A 16532-nucleotide genomic window follows, 5' to 3' on the forward strand; every position below is an offset into this window, starting at 1 on the left:
GAGGTCGGGATGACGGGGTCGCCGGGCCCGCCGGGTCCGTCGGGGTGGTCGGCAGCGGGCTCGACCTTCGGCCCCTACCGCCTGGAGGGCCGTCTCGGCCGGGGCGGCATGGGCGAGGTGCACCGCGCCTACGACACCCGACGCGACCGCGAGGTCGCCCTGAAGTGCCTGGCGCCCGACCTCGCCGACGACCCCGAGATCCGCGAGCGCTTCGAGCGCGAGTGCCGCACCGCGGCCCGCCTGTCGTCGCCGCACGTCATCCCGATCCACGACTTCGGGGTCATCGACGGGCGCCTGTTCCTCGACATGCGCCTCGTCGAGGGCCGCGACCTCGCCCGCCTGCTGGCCGACGAGGGCCCGCTCGACCCCTCCCGCGCGGTGGCGATCGTCGGGCAGGTCGCCGACGCCCTCGACGACGCCCACGCCCACGACCTCGTGCACCGCGACGTCAAGCCCGGCAACGTGCTCGTCAGCCCCGGGCGGGACTTCGTGCACCTCGTGGACTTCGGCATCGTGCGCCTCGCGCAGTCGTCGACGGCGGGGCGCGCGCTCACCGGCACGGGCACCACCCTCGGCACCCTGGCCTACATGGCGCCCGAGCAGTTCGAGGGCGCCGCGGTCGACCGGCGTGCCGACGTCTACGCCCTGGCCGTCGTGCTCCACGAGTGCCTCGTGGGCGCGCCGCCGTTCGCCGGCGACATGCCCGCGATGCTGCACCAGCACCTCACCGTCACCCCGGCGCCGCCGTCGTCGCGACGCCCGGGCCTGCCGCCGGCACTCGACGCCGTGGTGCTGCGCGGCCTGGCCAAGCGCCCTGAGGAGCGGTTCGGCTCGGCGGGCGAGCTGGCCGACGCCGCCCGCGCCGCGCTCGAGGGCCGCGCGGTGCCCGCCTCGCCACCGCCGGGCGGCATCCGCTGGGACAGCGGGCCGCAGTCGGCGGGCGCGGTGGGCGCGCCGGGCGGCGCGCCGCCGCAGGCGTGGTCGCCGGCCGCGTCCGGGGGCCCGACCGGGTGGGGCGGGCCGGGCCCCTGGTCGCTCCCGCCGGCGACGCCGCCGCCCGGCGGAGCGGGTGGGCCCGGCGGCGGGCGCCGGCGCGGCCGCACGATCGCGATCGTCGTGGGCGCGCTCGTGCTGGTCGCGGCCGTGGTGGTGACGCTGCTCGTGGTCGTCGACCGCGGCACGTCCGGCCCGGTGACCATCGCGACCGGTGCCCCGGCGACCCTCGCGCAGAGCTTCCCGGACAGCGCGGCGGGCGGCTGCGTGCCCGGCGACCCCAGCTTCTACGAGCAGCGGCCCGCGGGCGTGCGCCCGGCCGAGGTGGTGCAGTGCGCCCGGGGCGAGGCGACGGCCGCCTACGCCCGCTGGAGCACGCCCGCCGAGGCCGCGAACCGCGTGCTGTCGTACACCACGGTGCCCTCGATCGACGGCTCGCGGAGCTGGTCGCGGGGCGGCGTGGTGCAGGGCCCCTACTGGCAGACGACCTTCAGCGGCGACTGCACGCTGCTCGCCGCCTACGAGGGCCTGGCCACCATGCTGCAGGTCTACGCGCCGCAGGACCGCTGCGCCGCCGTCGGCGCGACGTTCACGACCACCGTGTGGCCGTCGGGCGAGGAGCTGCGGGCGGTCGAGCGCACGATCCCGGCGGCCGCGCGCGCCGGCTGCGGGGCGGCGACGCCGACCGCCGGCACGTCGGGGATCGTCCCGCGCGAGGTGCGCAGCTGCACCGGTCCCGAGGGCACCACGGTGAGCTGGTCGCGCTGGAACGGCGCCGGCGACGTCGCGGCGGAGGTCAACGCGCGCGGCTCGCGCACCGGCGAGACCGTGAGCTCCTGGAACGCGCCGGACGGGCCGCGCCAGGGTCCCTACCTCCTCGCCGAGGACGGCGGCACCTGCCTGGGCCTGCTCGGGTGGGACGCCGCGCCCTACGCCGCCGAGGTCGTCGGCCCGGACTGCACCGTCGTCGAGCGCGCCGTCACCGGGCTCCTGCCCCCGGCCGGCGCGGCCCTGCCCGGCTGACGCGGCTCACGGTCCCGGCCACGGCGGCCCCCGCGCGCGGCTGGGAGACTGGTCCCGTGACCAGTACAGCGATGACGGGCACCGGCAGCGTCGAGCGCAGCGCCGAGCTCTTCGCGCGCGCCGAGCAGGTGGTCCCGGGCGGGGTCAACTCCCCGGTCCGCGCCTTCCGGTCGGTCGGGGGCACCCCGCGGTTCATGGTGTCCGGCGCGGGTCCGTGGCTCACCGACGCCGACGGGAACCGCTACGTCGACCTGGTCAGCTCCTGGGGTCCGATGATCCTCGGGCACGCCCACCCCGCCGTCGTCGAGGCGGTGCGCGAGGCGGCGTCGGCGGGCCTGTCGTTCGGGACGCCGACCGGCGGGGAGGTCGAGCTCGCCGAGGAGCTCGTGCGTCGCGTCGAGCCCGTCGAGCAGGTCCGGCTGGTCAACTCGGGCACCGAGGCGACGATGAGCGCGGTGCGCCTCGCGCGCGGCTTCACCGGGCGCACCGTCGTCGTGAAGTTCGCCGGCTGCTACCACGGCCACGTCGACGCCCTGCTCGCCGAGGCGGGCTCGGGCGTCGCCACCTTCGGGCTGCCCTCGACGCCCGGGGTCACCGGCGCGCAGGCGACCGACACGATCGTCCTGCCCTACAACGACCTCGACGGCGTCGCGCAGGTGTTCGCCGAGCGTGGCCAGGACATCGCCTGTGTCATCACCGAGGCGGCCGCGGGGAACATGGGCGCGGTCGCCCCGCACGACGGCTTCAACGCCGGCCTCAAGCGCCTGTGCGGGGCGCACGGCGCGCTGCTGGTCGTCGACGAGGTGATGACGGGGTTCCGCGTCTCGTCCGCGGGCTGGTACGGCCTCGAGGGCGTCGCCGGCGACCTGTACTGCTTCGGCAAGGTCATGTCCGGGGGGCTGCCGGCCGCGGCGTTCGGCGGGCGTGCCGACGTCATGGCGCAGCTCGCCCCGGCCGGCCCCGTCTACCAGGCGGGCACGCTGGCCGGGAACCCCGTGGCCGTCGCCGCCGGGCTCACGACGCTGCGCCACGCCACCCCGGAGGTCTACGCGGCGCTGGACGCGAACGCCGACCGGCTGCACGGGATGTTCACCGACGCCCTGTCCGAGGCCGGGGTCGTCCACACGATCCAGCGCGCGGGCTCGCTGATCTCGATCCGCTTCGCCGAGGGGGAGGGGCGGAACTTCGACGACATGCGCGCGGCGCAGACCTGGCGCTTCCCGCCGTTCTTCCACGCCCTGCTCGACCGCGGCGTCTACGCCCCGCCGAGCGCGTTCGAGGCCTGCTTCATCTCCGCGGCGCTCGACGACGACGCGTTCTCGGTGATCGCCGACGCGCTGCCGTCCGCGGCGCGGGCGGCGGCCGCGGCCACCGCGCCGGAGGGTTCGTGACCCCCGTCCGCACCACCGTCCACCTGGTCCGGCACGGCGAGGTCCACAACCCCGAGAAGATCCTCTACGGGCGCCTGCCCGGCTACGGCCTCTCCGACCGGGGCCGCGAGCAGGCCCTGTGTGCCGCCGCGCACCTCGGGGGCCACGACGTCACGGCGCTGCTCGTGTCGCCGATGCAGCGCGCGCAGGAGACCGCGGTCCCGATCGCCGAGGCGCTGGACCTGACGCCGGTGACCGACGAGCGGCTCATCGAGGCGGGCAACGCCTTCGAGGGCCTCACGGTCGGGGTCGGCGACGGCGCGCTGCGCAGCCCCGAGTACTGGCCGCTGCTGCGCAACCCGTTCCGCCCGTCGTGGGGCGAGCCCTACCTGGAGATCGCGCACCGCATGCTCGGCGTCGTCCATCGCGCGCGGACGGCGGCGGCCGGGCACGAGGCGGTGTGCGTGTCCCACCAGCTGCCGATCTGGACGCTGCGCCGCTTCCTGGCCGGCGAGCGCCTCTGGCACGACCCGCGCCGCCGGCAGTGCTCGCTGGGCTCGGTGACGAGCTTCGTCTTCGACGACGAGAGCCTCGCCGACATCGCCTACGCCGAGCCCGGCGGCGTCACCGACCCGACGGCCACGGGGGCCTGACGTGCGCGTGCTCCTGCTGGCCCTGACGGCGCTGCTGCTCGTCGCCGGGTGCTCGTCGTCGGACGCCCCGGAGGGCGAGTTCACCTTCGGCGGCACCGGCGGGCGGACCACCGTCGTCTACGACCCGCCCGAGACCCGCGGGGTGCTGCCGCCGGTGAGCGGGGAGAGCCTGCTCGAGCCCGGCCGGCAGCTCTCGACCGAGGACTGGCGGGGCCAGGTGGTCGTGCTCAACGTGTGGGGCTCGTGGTGCGGGCCGTGCCGGGCGGAGGCCGACGCCCTCGACCAGGTCGCCGTCGCGTCGGCGCCGCAGGGCGTGCAGTTCCTCGGGATCGACGTGCGCGACCAGCGCAGCGCCGCCGCCGACTTCGTCCGCGACCGCGGCGTCGTCTACCCGTCGATCTTCGACCCGCCGGGCCGGTCGCTGCTCGTGCTGCGCGGCTACCCGCGCAACGCGGTGCCGTCGACGATCGTGCTGGACCGCCAGCACCGGGTCGCGGCGGTCTTCCTCACCGCGGTCCTGGCCTCGGATCTGCAGCCCGTGGTCGACCGGGTCGCCGCGGAGCCGGCGCCGGTGAGCTGACGGCGAGCCGATCGCCTCCCGCGGCGTCACCCGATCTGGAAGGCTCGCCGCAGGACCGCTCCCCGGGGGACATCTGTGATCATCTTCGGCACCCGCCGCACCGTCACCCAGCTCGCCATGGTCGTGCTGACGTGCGGGAACTGTCACCGCTCGGCCGCCAACGCGGTGATCAGGGTGGTCACGAAGTTCACGCTGTTCTTCGTCCCGCTCTTCCCGGTCCGCACCCGGTACGCGACGCAGTGCACGGCCTGCGGGTTCCTCATGTGGATCGACAAGGGCCGGGCGGAGCAGCTCCGGCAGGCACCGCCGGCCGGTCCCGCGGGCCCGCCGCCGCTGCCCGGGCAGTACCAGGCGGGGCAGTACCAGCAGCAGTACCAGCAGCAGTACGGCCAGCAGCAGTACGGCCAGCAGCAGGACCCGCAGCAGGGGGCGGCGCCGGGCATGCCCGGCGCCGCCCCCTGGGCCGCGCCCCACGACGGCGGCACGAACGGCCACGCGGCGCGGAACACCTAGCGGCGGCCGCTACCCGCCGCGCCGGGCGACGAAGTCGGCCCGGGCCCGCGCCGGCCGGCTGTCCGTCCGCGGGCCGGTGCGGCGCGGGGCGGCCGGGCGGCCGCCGGTGCCCGCCGCGCGGCCGCGGGCGGCGGCCCGGCGCTCGGCGCGGTTGGCGGGTGCGGGCTGGGGTGGGGCGTCGTTGCGCATGGGGCCTCCTGGTGTGGTCGGCGGACACCGCCGGCGCCGGGGGAGATCGGACAGCCCTCACGGTCACGAGGGAGATCGACATCGACCGCACGGGCTCCCTGATCAACGCCCGGGACGCGGGCGGCGGGAGGGCAGCGGAGGGGCGCGGGCCGCGGACGGGCCCGGCGCTCAGGAGTCGATGTCCACGAGTCGGGACGGTAGAGAGCCGCCGGCACCCGGCGCCACCGGATTTCCCGCGCTGACGACCGGGCGCTCCCCGTCTCCTACGACACATCGTCGGAGATCGGCCCCCGTGCTCACGCGCGCACGACCGGCGCGTCCTACCCTGGACGGGTCATGAACCTGACCGAGGTGGCCACGTCCGGCCCCGTCCTGCTCGCGGTGCTGCTCTCGGTGGCCGCGGGCGCGGTCAGCTTCGCCTCGCCCTGCGTCGTGCCGCTGGTACCGGGCTACCTCGCCTACCTCGCCGGTCTCGTGGGCGCCGACGCCCCGGCCGTCACCGAGGACGAGGCCCGCCTCCAGGCCGCCGAGCGGCGCGCGGCGGTGACCGGCGAGATCTCGACGGCCGGCACCGCCACCGCCACGCCCCGCCGCTCGCGACGCCTCCGGGTGGCCGGGGCCGCGGCGCTGTTCGTGCTGGGCTTCACCGTGGTGTTCGTGCTCGGCCTCGGCTCGGTCGTGTGGCTCGCCGACGCCCTGCTCGCCAACGAGGCCCTGCTGCAGCGCATCGGCGGCGTCGTCACCGTCGCGATGGGCCTGGTGTTCCTGGGCCTCGTGCCCGCGCTCCAGCGCGACAGCCGCCCGCACTGGGTCCCCCGCACCGGCCTGCTCGGCGCCCCGCTGCTCGGCGCGACCTTCGGGCTCGGGTGGACGCCGTGCCTCGGCCCGACGCTCGCCGGGGTCGTCGCCCTCGCGAGCGGCACCGACGCCGGCTCCGCGGGGGTCCGCGGGATCGTCCTGCTGCTCGCCTACTGCGTCGGGCTCGGCGTGCCCTTCGTGCTCATCGCGCTGGGCGCCGGGCGCGCCGTGCGGGCCCAGGCCTGGCTGCGCAACCACAGCCGCCGCATCCAGATCGTCGGCGGGGTCGCGCTCGTCGTCGTCGGGCTGCTGCTCGCCACCGGCCTGTGGGCCGAGATCGTCGCCCTCCTGCGCGGCCCCGTCGCCGGCTTCACGACCCCTCTGTAGGCCCCACCATGACCTCCACCCTCCAGGCACCCCCGGGCGACGCGGGCCCGCCGCCCACCCGGCCGGGCCCGGGCCGGCGCGCCCTCGCGCTCGTGCGCAACACCTGGCGCGGGCTGACGAGCATGCGCACGGCGCTCATCCTGCTGTTCCTGCTCGCCGTGGCCGCCCTGCCCGGCGCGCTGCTGCCCCAGCGCACGCCGAGCCCGAACGCCGTCGACGACTACCTCGTCGCGAACCCGTCCCTCGGCCCGTTCCTCGACGACCTCGGCTTCTTCGACGTCTTCGCGACCCCGTGGTTCGCGGCGATCTACCTGCTGCTGTTCGTCTCGCTCATCGGCTGCCTCGTGCCGCGGTCGTTCGAGCACGTCCGCGGCCTGCGCGCCGAGCCGGTGTCGACGCCCCGCAATCTCGCCCGCCTGCCCCACCACGCGCGGGGCACGTCCGACGACGACCCGGACGCGGTGATCGACACCGCGCGCCGCCGGCTGCGGGGCTGGAAGGTCGCGGTGCGGACCGAGCCGGGCGGTGTGCGGACCCTGTCGGCGGAGAAGGGCGCGCTGCGCGAGGTCGGCAACCTCGTCTTCCACCTCAGCCTCGTCGCGCTGCTCGGCGGCATCGCCGTCGGCAAGCTGTTCGGCTACGAGGGCCAGGTCATCGTCATGGCCGACGGCAGCGAGTTCTGCAACAGCGGCATCTACGCCTACGACTCGTTCCGCCCCGGCCTGCAGATCGACGGCACCGGCCTCGACCCGTTCTGTCTCGCCGTCGACGACTTCCGCGCCGCCTTCCGCCCCGACGGCCAGCCCGACTCCTTCGACGCGACCGTGCGCTACCAGGACACCGAGGCCGTCGAGCGCGGCGACGGGACGTGGCAGCGGCACGACCTCGCGGTCAACGCCCCGCTGCGCGTCGACGGCGAGCGGGTCTACCTGCTCGGGCACGGCTACGCGCCGCGGTTCACCGTGACCTTCCCGAACGGCGAGCAGCGCGTCGGGCTCGTCCAGTGGCGACCCGTCGACCAGGCCACCCTGCTCTCCGAGGGCGCGACGAAGATCGACCCGCCGGGCGTCACCGACGAAGCCGAACGCCGCCGCTCCCAGCTCGCGATCACGGGTCTGTTCGCGCCGACCTCGTCGGGCGGCGGGCTCGTGACCTCGGTGTTCCCCGCACTGAACAACCCGGAGGTCGCCGTCGACGTGCTGCGCGGCGACCTCGGCCTCGACTCGGGCCGCGCCCAGTCGATCTTCGAGGTGGACCAGGGCATGGTCGAGCAGGGCCGGCTGGTGCGCGTGGCCCGCGAGAACATCCGGCCCGGCGGCGAGATCGCGCTCGACGACGGCACCCGCGTCCGCTTCGACGGCGTCGAGAACTGGGTGTCGCTGCAGGTCTCCCACGACCCCGCCCAGACCGCCGTGCTCCTGGCGGCGATCGCGCTGCTCGGCGGGCTGACGCTGTCGCTGACGGTGCGCCGGCGCCGGTTCTGGGTGCGCGCGAGCCCGGCGCTGCCGTCTACGACAGATGGTCGTACCTTGGTGGTGCTCGGGGGCCTGGCCCGGACCGACCGGGCGGGGTACGGCGAGGAGTTCGGCCGGCTCGCCGCCGACCTGGTCCCGCCGCGAGCCGGCGCCGGGGACGGCGAGCGGGGCCGGGAGCGACCCGACCCGACGGTCTCCGCGGACGAGTTCGACGAGCTCCACGACAGCGAGGTGCCCGAGCGCCCCGTGCCCGACCGGAAGGACGACGATGGTCGTTGACGCCCAGCTGGGCCAGTTCGGTGACCTGCTGTTCGGCTCCGCGCTCGCGATCTACGTGCTCGCGATGATCCTGCACGCCGTCGAGCACGCGCTGCTGCGGCGTACGGGTACCGAGCAGGAGAGCGAGGGGGCCGAGGGGGACACCGCGCCCGAGCCGGTGGCGGCCACGGTCACCGCCGGGTCCGTCGGGTCCGCCCGGTCCGCCGGCGCGGGTCTGTCCGCCGAGGGGGCGGCGCTGGCCGCCGAGCTCGAGGACCGCGAGGCCCGCGAGGCCCAGCCGCCGACCCGCCCGCCCCGCAGCCGCGCCGAGCGGTTCGGGCGCACCGGGGTCTCGCTGACCGTGCTGGGCTTCGCCCTGCACCTCGCGATGCTCGTCGTGCGCGGGTTCGCCGCCCAGCGCGTGCCCTGGGGCAACATGTACGAGTTCACCGCGGCGATCTCGCTCGTCGCGGTGGGCGCCTGGCTCGTGGTGCTGCGCCGCCGGCCCGAGCTGCGCCGCCTCGGCGCGTTCGTGCTGCTGCCGGTGATCGTCCTGATGTTCCTCGCCGGCACGGTGCTCTACACCCAGACCGCGCCGGTGGTGCCCGCGCTGCGCTCGTACTGGCTCGTGGTGCACGTGTCCGCGGCCGTGATCGCCTCGGGCATCCTCCTGCTCGCCGGCGTGGCCAGCTGCCTTTACCTGCTGCGCTCCGCGCACGAGTCGAGCGGGCGCTTCGCCTGGACCTCGCGGCTGCCCGCGGCCGACGTGCTCGACCGCGTCGCCTACCGCGCCACCGCGATCGCCTTCCCGATCTGGACGTTCGCGGTGATCACCGGGGCGATCTGGGCCGAGGCGGCGTGGGGCCGCTACTGGGGCTGGGACCCCAAGGAGACGACGGCGTTCATCGCCTGGATCGTCTACGCCTGCTACCTGCACGCCCGGTCGACGGCCGGCTGGCGCGGGCGCCGCGCGGCCGCGATCAACGTGGTCGGCTTCGCGGTCATGGTCTTCAACCTCTTCTTCGTCAACCTCGTCGTCACCGGCCTGCACTCCTACGCCGGGGTCGGCTGAGCCGGAGGGGCCATGCGGCGCAGCCCCGGCTGCGCCGTTCCGGTCGTTCGGATCTCCCCGACGGGATACGGTGCGGCGCGCACGTGACGAGGGAGGACCGTGGCGATGGAATCCAGGGACGACGCCGGCGCCGAGCGCGAGGGCGGCCCGCCCCGCGACCCGGCGGCCGGGGCCTCCCCGCCCGAGGCGGCGGGCACGGCCGGCGCGGAGCCCGTCGCCGGCGCGCCGGCCGACCCCGGCGCCTCCACCACGTCCGGGGCGTCGTCCGGGGCCTCGTCCGGCCCGGTGGCGGAGGCGCCCGGGGTGGCGGCGGCCCCGTCCGACTCGCCCGAGACCACGCGCCGCGTCGACACCGCCGAGGCCGCCCGGGGCGATGCCGCCCAGCCGCGGCACCCGGGCTTCGATCCGCGCGTCGGCGCCGGCCCCACCGGCCGGGTCGCCGGCCCGCCCGCGGACCGCGCGCCCGTGGCCGGCCGTTTCACGACGCCCGGGCGCGGTGCCTCGGCGCCGGCGAACGGTGGCCCCGGCGGCGGGCCGTACGACCTGTCGTCGGCCCAGCTGCTGCGCCCCAGCAAGCGCCCGCCGCAGACGGGGTGGCGGCGCGCCCTGTTCGTCGGCACGGGCGGGCTGGTCAACCCCGGCGAGAGCCAGGGCGACGCCGAGCGCCGGGAGCTGATCGCGCGCGTCAACCAGCCGCTGCACGGCTGCTACAAGATCGCGATGCTGAGCCTCAAGGGCGGCGTCGGCAAGACGACGATGACCACCACGCTGGGCTCGACGTTCGCGTCCCTGCGCGGCGACCGGGTCGTCGCCGTCGACGCGAACCCCGACCGCGGCACGCTGAGCCAGAAGATCCCGCTCGAGACCACGGCGACCGTGCGCCACCTGCTGCGCGACGCCAACCGGGTGCGGCGGTACTCCGACGTGCGCGCCTACACCTCGCAGGGCCCGTCACGGCTGGAGATCCTCGCCAGCGAGCAGGACCCGGCGGTGTCCGAGGCGTTCAGCGAGGTCGACTACCGGCGCACGGTGACCCTGCTCGAGCACTTCTACAACGTCGTGCTCACCGACTGCGGCACCGGCCTCATGCACTCGGCGATGAAGGGCGTGCTCGACGTCGCCGACTCCCTGCTCATCGTCTCGTCGGCCTCGATCGACGGCGCCCGCAGCGCGTCGGCGACCCTCGACTGGCTCGACGCCCACGGTTACCGCGACCTCGTGTCCCGGTCGGTGGCCGTCATCAACTACGTGCGCCGCTCGTCGGGCAACGTCGACCTCGACCGCGTGTCCGACCACTTCGCGGCCCGCTGCCGCGCCGTCGTGCGCCTGCCCTTCGACCCGCACCTGGAGGAGGGCGCCGAGATCGAGCTCGACAAGCTCGCCTCCCGCACCCGCGCGGCCCTGCTCGAGCTCGCCGCGACCGTCGCCGACGACTTCGGCCGCGCCGGGTCCCGCGTGCGGCGCCCGGTCCTGCCGCGCTGAGCACGGACGACGAGGGGCGCCCCGGTCGTCCGGGGCGCCCCTCGTCGGTGCGCGGTGGGGTCGATCTCAGCTGGAGGGCGGGTCCTCGCGCTGGATCTTCTCGTCGAGCGACCGGAGGAACTCCGGGTCGTCGTCCGGGGCGACGGGCCGCCGCTGCGGGCGACGCGGGGAGGCCTGACGGGTCGGGCCGGTCGGCGCGTCCTCGACCATGCCACCGGGTCCGCCGTCGTTTCCGGCCTGCGCCGCCTGGGCGGCCATCACCTTCCACAGCAACGTCCCCACGACGACCAGGACCAGCACGGCCACGAGGAACGGGATCACTCGGACGCCTCCAGCATCTCGACGTCTCCGGCTCGCGGACGGCTCCGCGGACCGGTCGTGCACCACGCTACCGGTCGCGCCGGGAGTCCGCGTGGCGTGCGGGAGGTAGCCGTCGGGTGACGGTCGGGTGCTCGGGTCGAACGGGGCGGGTGGGGCGCACGGGTTCCCCGGACGGCGCAGCGCACCGGGCGGGGGAGCGACGGGCGCGACCGGCGGCACCACGGCCGCCGGTCGCCCCGGGTCGTCGAGCGGTCCTCGTGGTGCTAGGGGCGTGCCTCGCTGGTGAGACCGTCGAGCAGCGTGCGGACCTCGGACTCGCGGAAGCGGCGGTGCCCGCCCGGGGTGCGGATGGAGCCGATGCGGCCGGCGGACGCCCACCGGGTGACGGTCTTGGGGTCGACGCGGAACATCGCCGCGACCTCGCCCGGGGTCATGAGCCGCTCGCTGGCGTCGTGAGCGATGGTCATGTCACTCCACCTTCCCTATCGCTTCACCGTGCCCGCGCCGTCGGGCCCGGAGTGCCGGGCCGGGGGCGGAGCGGACGTAACAGAGCGAATCGTGACACCGGACCCCGTACGTACTCGAACGCTTGTATCCAGGTAAAGGGACCATAAAGGGCAAAAAGGGACACCTCCGGCGGGCCGCGGTCTCCCCGTGCGCGTCGCATGCGGCTGCCTACCCTGGTGGGGTGAGCTCCCAGGAACCCCGGCCCACCCGGTCCACCGGGTCCACCGGGGCGGACGGCGCCGTGAGCGGCGAGCACGGGTCGACCCCGCCGGCCGCCGCGGGCACCGCCGCGAGCGTGGCCCTGGCGGTCGTCCTCTACGTGGGCGCGCGGCTGCTGGTCGTGGCGGTCCTCGCCGGCGTCCTCGTGGCCGTGGGCCTGCCGCTGCTCGTGGCGCTGCTCATCGGGTTCGTCGTCGCCCTGCCGCTGTCGTTGTTCCTGTTCCGGGGCCTGCGCACCCGCCTCGCCGCCGAGGTCGACGCGGCCACCGCCTCCCGCCGGGAGCGCCGCGACCGCCTGCGCGCCGAGCTCCGCGGGGACCTGGACGCGGAGGGCCGGGAGTAGCGAGCTCGCCGGCTCGTGGTGCCGAGGGGCACGTTCGGCCGGGCTCAGGTCAGCGCCAGCCCCAGCGCCGTGGCCGCCGACCACACGAGCAGGCCGAGGGCGGTGTCGCGCAGCACCGGGATCAGCTGGGGGCCGACGGAGCCCGCCAGCACGCGGCGCAGCGCCGGGCCGAGCAGCACGAGCGCCAGGAGCCCGGCGAGCGCGCCCCAGGCGCGCAGGCTGAGCACCAGGGTCATGCCCAGCGGCACCACGACGAGCGCGGCGTAGAGCACGCGGGTGTCGCGGTCGCCGAGGACCACCGCGAGCGTGCGCTTGCCGGTGTCGACGTCCGAGCCGATGTCGCGGAGGTTGTTGGCGACCAGCACCGCGCAGGCGAGCAGCCCGACCCCCACCGAGGCGCCGATCCCGAGCCCGCTCGCCCGCCCGGTCTGGACGAACTCGGTGCCGAGCACCGCGACCGGCCCGAAGAACACGAACACCGCGACCTCGCCGAGCCCGCGGTAGCCGTAGGGCCGCGAGCCGCCGGTGTAGAACCACGCGCCGAGCAGGCACACGGCGCCGACGACGATGAGCCACCAGTGCCCGCTGTAGAGCGAGACCGCGACGCCGGCGGCCGCCCCGATCGCGAAGCAGGTGAAGGCGGCGCGCTTGACCTTGTAGGGCTGGGCGGCCCCGGAGCCGACGAGACGCAGGGGGCCCACGCGGTCGTCGTCGGTGCCGCGCACGCCGTCGGAGTAGTCGTTGGCGTAGTTCACGCCGATGACGAGCGCCACCGAGACGACCAGCGCCAGCACCGCGGCCAGCGGGTCGAACCCGGCCACGCCGGCCGCCGCCCCGCTCCCCGCGAGCACCGGCGCGATCGCCGTGGGCAGCGTGCGCGGCCGGGCTCCCTCCACCCATTCCGCGACGGTCGCCACGCCGGGCGACCTTACTGGCCGCCGCCGGGCGGGTCAGCTAGGCGCAGGGCGGCACCGGCGGCGCGCCCTGGATCCAGGCGGCGGGCACGTAGCGGTCCGGACGGGTGCGCAGCCACAGGTTGCTGGTGCCCTGCGTGCCGGCGACGGTGCTGCCCGCGACCTGGCACTGCACCTCGACCTGCGCGCCGTCACCGATCAGGCCGCTGTCCGCGGCCGCCGCGTCCGCGCCGGCGCGCTCGACCACCGGGCCGGCGCCGTCGGTCACGGCCCGCCCGATGGCGGCGGACTTCGCCGTCCACAGGTAGTCGACCGTGACGAAGGCGTTGTTGCGCAGCCCGAGGCCCCAGAAGGTGCCGTCGGCGAGGTCGATGCCCGCCGGGTTCTTCACCTGGCGCCCGAAGCCGTCGCGCCCGCCGTTGTGCTTGTCCTCGTACGCCGCCTGGGCCTGCGGGCGGCCCTGGGGGAGGTCCCGCCACTGCTCCCGCCGCGCGGTCGGGTTCCAGTAGTCGTCCTTGGTGTTCCACGGCCCGACGTCCCAGACGGGCACGGTCGCGCAGCGTCCGGCGTCGGTGCACACCCGCACGCTGTAGTCCCCGCGGCCCTTCGGCGACAGGGCGCGGCGCGAGGGCAGCGCGGCGAACTGGTCGTTGGCGACGATGCGGTGCCCGTTGGCGGTGGTCCCGCCGACGAGGCCCTCCCGGGTGGCGAAGACCCGGTAGCTCGCCCGCGGGGTGATCGCGCGCGGGTCGGTCGGCACCTGGTCGGCGAGCACCTCGAGGCTGCGCACCACCGGCCCGGGCACGCCGGCCGGGGCGAGCAGCGCCAGGCGCGCGGCGACGGTGCGCGTCGGCTCCGGGAGGATCGCCGGCGCGCCGGGGGTGACCGGGATCCACTCGCTCCACCGGCCGTCGGCGTCCTGGCCGCGGACGTCCACGGTGACCTCGGTGCCGGCCGGCACGTCGCCGCGGACGGGGGCGTCGATGCGGTTGACCGGGGTGGCGAACTGGTGCGCGCCGAGGTCGAGCAGCCCCTGGCGCTGGGCGCCGCGCAGCGCGGCGGGGCCGGTCTCGGTGCCGTCGCGGGTGGTGCTCAGGCGGGCGGTGCCCTGGGCGACCTCGACGCCGGTCGTCGTCCCGGCCAGCGGCGGGGCCCAGCGCTGCGGGCCCTCGTCGGCGGGCGCGCGGTCGTCGCGGGGCGCGGGGGCGCCGACGGGCGGCGGGGGGTCGGCCCGCGCGACGGGCGCGCCGAGCGCGGTCGCGAGGGTCAGGGCGGTCGTCAGGACCCCGGCGGCCACGACGAGTCCCGTCCGTCGCGTCCGCGGGGCGCCGACGACGCGCCCGGCAGGGGCCTGGGGTCGCGTCGTGTCGGTGCGCACGGTGCAGTGAACGGCGCGGTCGGGGGCCCGGGTGCCGACAGCGACGGGGATCCGCTCGATGGCGTGTCATCCGGTCGAGCGTTTCGCCACCCGTCCGGCGCGCCGCCTCGACGTCGCCGCGTACGTGGTGCAGACGTCCGGGACCTCCGGGGCGCCTGTGGGTGAGCGCCCGGCGGAGGGGTGGGGATCACCCGTCGGTCAGCGGGTGCGCCGGCCCCCGCGTCATTACCGTGGAACCGTGTACCCCTCGACGGCGCAGGCCCACGTGGTCGTCGACGAGTGGGTCCGTGCCGGGGTGACGGACGCCGTCGCGTGCCCCGGCTCGCGCAACGCGCCGCTGCTCGTCGCCCTCGACGCCGCCGACCGTGCCGGCCGGCTGCGCCTGCACGTGCGCGTCGACGAGCGCGGCGCGGGGTTCCTCGCCGTCGGCCTCGGCACGGTGACCGGGCGGGTCGTGCCGGTCGTCGTCACCTCCGGCACGGCCGTGGCCAACCTGCACCCCGCGGTGCTCGAGGCGTCCCGCGCCGGGGTGGGGCTGCTCGCGGTCAGCGCCGACCGGCCCGTCGAGCTCGTCGGCAGCGGCGCCAACCAGACCGTCGACCAGGTCGGGCTCTTCGGGGTCGCCGCGCGCGCCTCGGTGGTCATGCCGCTCGCCGAGGACCGCCCCGGCGCCGCCCGCACGTGGCGCGCCGTCGTCGCCCGCGCCCTCGACCGCGCGGCCGGCACCACGGGCGGCGACCCCGGCCCGGTCCAGCTCGACGTCCCGCTGCGCGAGCCCCTGCTCGACCCCGCCGACCCCGCCGATCCGGCCCCCGGCGAGCCCGACCCCGCGCTCGCGGGCCGTCCCGACGGGGCGCCCTGGACCCGCACGATCGCCGCGCCGCCCGCGTCCGCGCTCGCGCCGCTGCCGCTGCGAGCCGGGGTGCGCACGCTGGTGGTCGCCGGGTTCGGCGGCGCCACCGTGCCCGCCGGCACCCGCCTGCCCGAGGGCGTCCCGGTGCTCGCCGAGCCCACCTCGCCGCTGTGGACGGACCCGCGGGGCGGCCGCGCGCTGCACGCCGGCACCTGGGTGCTGCCCGCCGCGCTCGACGGCGTGCGCGACGACCTGCGCCCCGAGCAGGTCGTCGTCCTCGGGCGCCCGACGCTGCACCGTGCCGTGTCCCGGCTGCTCGCCGACCCCGGTGTCGAGGTCCTCGCCGTGCCCGCCGTCGCCCCGACCGGTGGGCGGCCCCGGCCGGGCTGGACCGACGTCGCCGGCGCGGTGAGCGCCGTCGGTGGGCTCCCCGACCCCGACGACTGGAAGCCCGACGCCGCGTTCGCCGCCGCCTGGGCCGACGCCGACGACCGCGCGGTGGGCGCGCTCGGCCGCACCCCGGCCGGCGTGCCCGCGCCGCAGCAGCCCGGCATCCCCGGCGACGGGCCGGCGCTGGCCGCGGCGACCGTCGCCGCCCTGCCGTCCGGCGCGCACCTCGTGGTCGGCGCGTCCGCCCCGATCCGCGACGTCTCGCTCGCCGCGACCCCGCGCCCCGACGTCACCGTGCACTCGGCGCGCGGTGTCTCGGGCATCGACGGCTCCGTCTCGCTGGCGGTCGGGGTCGCGCTCGGGCACCGCGGGCCGACGTACGCGCTGCTCGGCGACCTGACGTTCCTGCACGACACCAACGGCCTGCTCGTGGGGCCCGACGAGCCGCGCGGCGAGCTGGTCGTCGTCGTCGCGAACGACGACGGCGGCGGGATCTTCACCACCCTCGAGCAGGGCGCGCCGCGCTACACGACGGCCTTCGAGCGCGTGTTCGGCACGCCGCACGGCACCGACCTCGCCGCGCTCTGTGCCGCGCACCGGGTGCCGCACCGGCGCGCCGGGCCCGGCGACCTCCCGGCGCTGCTCGCGCCCACCGGGCGGGCGGGGACGCGGGTCGTCGAGGTGCGCATCGACCGGAGCACGCGCCGCGCGTCGGCGGAGCGGACCGCCGCCGCGGTGCGCGAGGCCGTCATCGGGGAGCCCCACGACTGACCCCGGCCCGGTACGAGCCGGAGGTGAGCCCGGGGAGTGACGC

Annotated in this window: 16 protein-coding genes; 11 read left to right on the forward strand and 5 right to left on the reverse strand. The window is 76.8% G+C overall.

Going from position 1 to position 16532, the window contains the following annotated elements; genetic code table 11:
* The first annotated feature begins 9 nt into the window (after positions 1-9).
* From ACYX4T_RS22175 to ACYX4T_RS22195, 5 genes are all read left to right on the forward strand, one after another.
* A complete protein-coding gene (locus ACYX4T_RS22175; RefSeq protein WP_476011418.1) occupies positions 10-2016 on the forward strand; it encodes a serine/threonine-protein kinase in 2007 nt (668 codons plus the stop codon).
* A 71-nt stretch (positions 2017-2087) separates the two neighbouring features.
* Positions 2088-3407, forward strand: a complete 1320-nt coding sequence (gene hemL, locus ACYX4T_RS22180) for a glutamate-1-semialdehyde 2,1-aminomutase (RefSeq protein WP_476015343.1) — start codon at positions 2088-2090, stop codon at positions 3405-3407.
* The gene (locus tag ACYX4T_RS22185) at positions 3404-4039 is read left to right on the forward strand and encodes a histidine phosphatase family protein (RefSeq protein ID WP_476011419.1); all 636 of its coding nucleotides are present in this window, start codon (positions 3404-3406) and stop codon (positions 4037-4039) included. The genes hemL and ACYX4T_RS22185 overlap by 4 nt, the downstream gene beginning before the upstream one ends.
* A 1-nt stretch (position 4040) precedes the next feature.
* Positions 4041-4619 (forward strand): TlpA family protein disulfide reductase, encoded by a 579-nt coding sequence (locus tag ACYX4T_RS22190; RefSeq protein WP_476011420.1) that lies wholly within the window; start codon positions 4041-4043, stop codon positions 4617-4619.
* 75 nt (positions 4620-4694) lie between these two features.
* Entirely contained in the window at positions 4695-5132 is a 438-nt protein-coding gene (locus ACYX4T_RS22195) for a zinc-ribbon domain-containing protein (protein ID WP_476011421.1), read from the forward strand.
* Between the two features lie 9 nt (positions 5133-5141).
* Here the strand turns inward: ACYX4T_RS22195 and ACYX4T_RS22200 are convergent, their stop codons facing one another.
* Positions 5142-5321: a hypothetical protein gene (locus tag ACYX4T_RS22200; protein WP_476011422.1), complete on the reverse strand. Its 180-nt coding sequence runs from the start codon at positions 5319-5321 to the stop codon at positions 5142-5144.
* Positions 5322-5657: 336 nt separating this feature from the next.
* On the opposite strand from ACYX4T_RS22200, the gene ACYX4T_RS22205 reads away from it, so the two are divergent.
* From ACYX4T_RS22205 to ACYX4T_RS22220, 4 genes are all read left to right on the forward strand, one after another.
* Positions 5658-6506 (forward strand): cytochrome c biogenesis CcdA family protein, encoded by an 849-nt coding sequence (locus ACYX4T_RS22205; RefSeq protein WP_476011423.1) that lies wholly within the window; start codon positions 5658-5660, stop codon positions 6504-6506.
* A gap of 8 nt (positions 6507-6514) precedes the next feature.
* Positions 6515-8260, forward strand: a complete 1746-nt coding sequence (gene resB / locus ACYX4T_RS22210; protein WP_476011424.1) for a cytochrome c biogenesis protein ResB — start codon at positions 6515-6517, stop codon at positions 8258-8260.
* A complete protein-coding gene (gene ccsB, locus ACYX4T_RS22215; RefSeq protein ID WP_476011425.1) occupies positions 8250-9311 on the forward strand; it encodes a c-type cytochrome biogenesis protein CcsB in 1062 nt (353 codons plus the stop codon). The genes resB and ccsB overlap by 11 nt, the downstream gene beginning before the upstream one ends.
* A gap of 105 nt (positions 9312-9416) precedes the next feature.
* Positions 9417-10793, forward strand: a complete 1377-nt coding sequence (locus ACYX4T_RS22220) for a MinD/ParA family ATP-binding protein (RefSeq protein WP_476011426.1) — start codon at positions 9417-9419, stop codon at positions 10791-10793.
* 66 nt (positions 10794-10859) lie between these two features.
* Here the strand turns inward: ACYX4T_RS22220 and ACYX4T_RS22225 are convergent, their stop codons facing one another.
* Together ACYX4T_RS22225 and ACYX4T_RS22230 are read right to left on the reverse strand one after the other, a co-directional pair.
* Entirely contained in the window at positions 10860-11114 is a 255-nt protein-coding gene (locus tag ACYX4T_RS22225; RefSeq protein ID WP_476011427.1) for a hypothetical protein, read from the reverse strand.
* A gap of 263 nt (positions 11115-11377) precedes the next feature.
* Positions 11378-11581 (reverse strand): BldC family transcriptional regulator, encoded by a 204-nt coding sequence (locus ACYX4T_RS22230; protein ID WP_274230010.1) that lies wholly within the window; start codon positions 11579-11581, stop codon positions 11378-11380.
* Positions 11582-11802: 221 nt separating this feature from the next.
* Between ACYX4T_RS22230 and ACYX4T_RS22235 the strand changes: the two genes are divergently transcribed.
* A complete protein-coding gene (locus tag ACYX4T_RS22235; RefSeq protein ID WP_476011428.1) occupies positions 11803-12183 on the forward strand; it encodes a DUF4229 domain-containing protein in 381 nt (126 codons plus the stop codon).
* A gap of 44 nt (positions 12184-12227) precedes the next feature.
* Here the strand turns inward: ACYX4T_RS22235 and ACYX4T_RS22240 are convergent, their stop codons facing one another.
* Together ACYX4T_RS22240 and ACYX4T_RS22245 are read right to left on the reverse strand one after the other, a co-directional pair.
* The gene (locus ACYX4T_RS22240) at positions 12228-13100 is read right to left on the reverse strand and encodes a 1,4-dihydroxy-2-naphthoate polyprenyltransferase (protein ID WP_476011429.1); all 873 of its coding nucleotides are present in this window, start codon (positions 13098-13100) and stop codon (positions 12228-12230) included.
* Between the two features lie 37 nt (positions 13101-13137).
* Positions 13138-14394: a hypothetical protein gene (locus ACYX4T_RS22245; RefSeq protein WP_476011430.1), complete on the reverse strand. Its 1257-nt coding sequence runs from the start codon at positions 14392-14394 to the stop codon at positions 13138-13140.
* A gap of 319 nt (positions 14395-14713) precedes the next feature.
* Here ACYX4T_RS22245 and menD point away from each other — a divergent pair, with 319 nt between their 5' ends.
* On the forward strand, positions 14714-16489 hold the full coding sequence (gene menD, locus ACYX4T_RS22250; protein WP_476011431.1) for a 2-succinyl-5-enolpyruvyl-6-hydroxy-3-cyclohexene-1-carboxylic-acid synthase: 1776 nt from the start codon (positions 14714-14716) through the stop codon (positions 16487-16489).
* Positions 16490-16532: the final 43 nt, after the last annotated feature.

This window comes from Actinomycetospora sp. ABD4_176 (genome assembly GCF_056311855.1).

Coding starts and splice junctions, on each gene's coding strand:
- ACYX4T_RS22175 (WP_476011418.1), top strand. CDS start 10: ATGACGGGGTCGCCGGGCCCGCCGGGTCCGTCGGGGTGGTCGGCAGCG.
- hemL (WP_476015343.1), top strand. CDS start 2,088: ATGACGGGCACCGGCAGCGTCGAGCGCAGCGCCGAGCTCTTCGCGCGC.
- ACYX4T_RS22200 (WP_476011422.1), bottom strand. CDS start 5,321: ATGCGCAACGACGCCCCACCCCAGCCCGCACCCGCCAACCGCGCCGAG.
- ACYX4T_RS22205 (WP_476011423.1), top strand. CDS start 5,658: ATGAACCTGACCGAGGTGGCCACGTCCGGCCCCGTCCTGCTCGCGGTG.
- resB (WP_476011424.1), top strand. CDS start 6,515: ATGACCTCCACCCTCCAGGCACCCCCGGGCGACGCGGGCCCGCCGCCC.
- ccsB (WP_476011425.1), top strand. CDS start 8,250: ATGGTCGTTGACGCCCAGCTGGGCCAGTTCGGTGACCTGCTGTTCGGC.
- ACYX4T_RS22220 (WP_476011426.1), top strand. CDS start 9,417: ATGGAATCCAGGGACGACGCCGGCGCCGAGCGCGAGGGCGGCCCGCCC.
- ACYX4T_RS22230 (WP_274230010.1), bottom strand. CDS start 11,581: ATGACCATCGCTCACGACGCCAGCGAGCGGCTCATGACCCCGGGCGAG.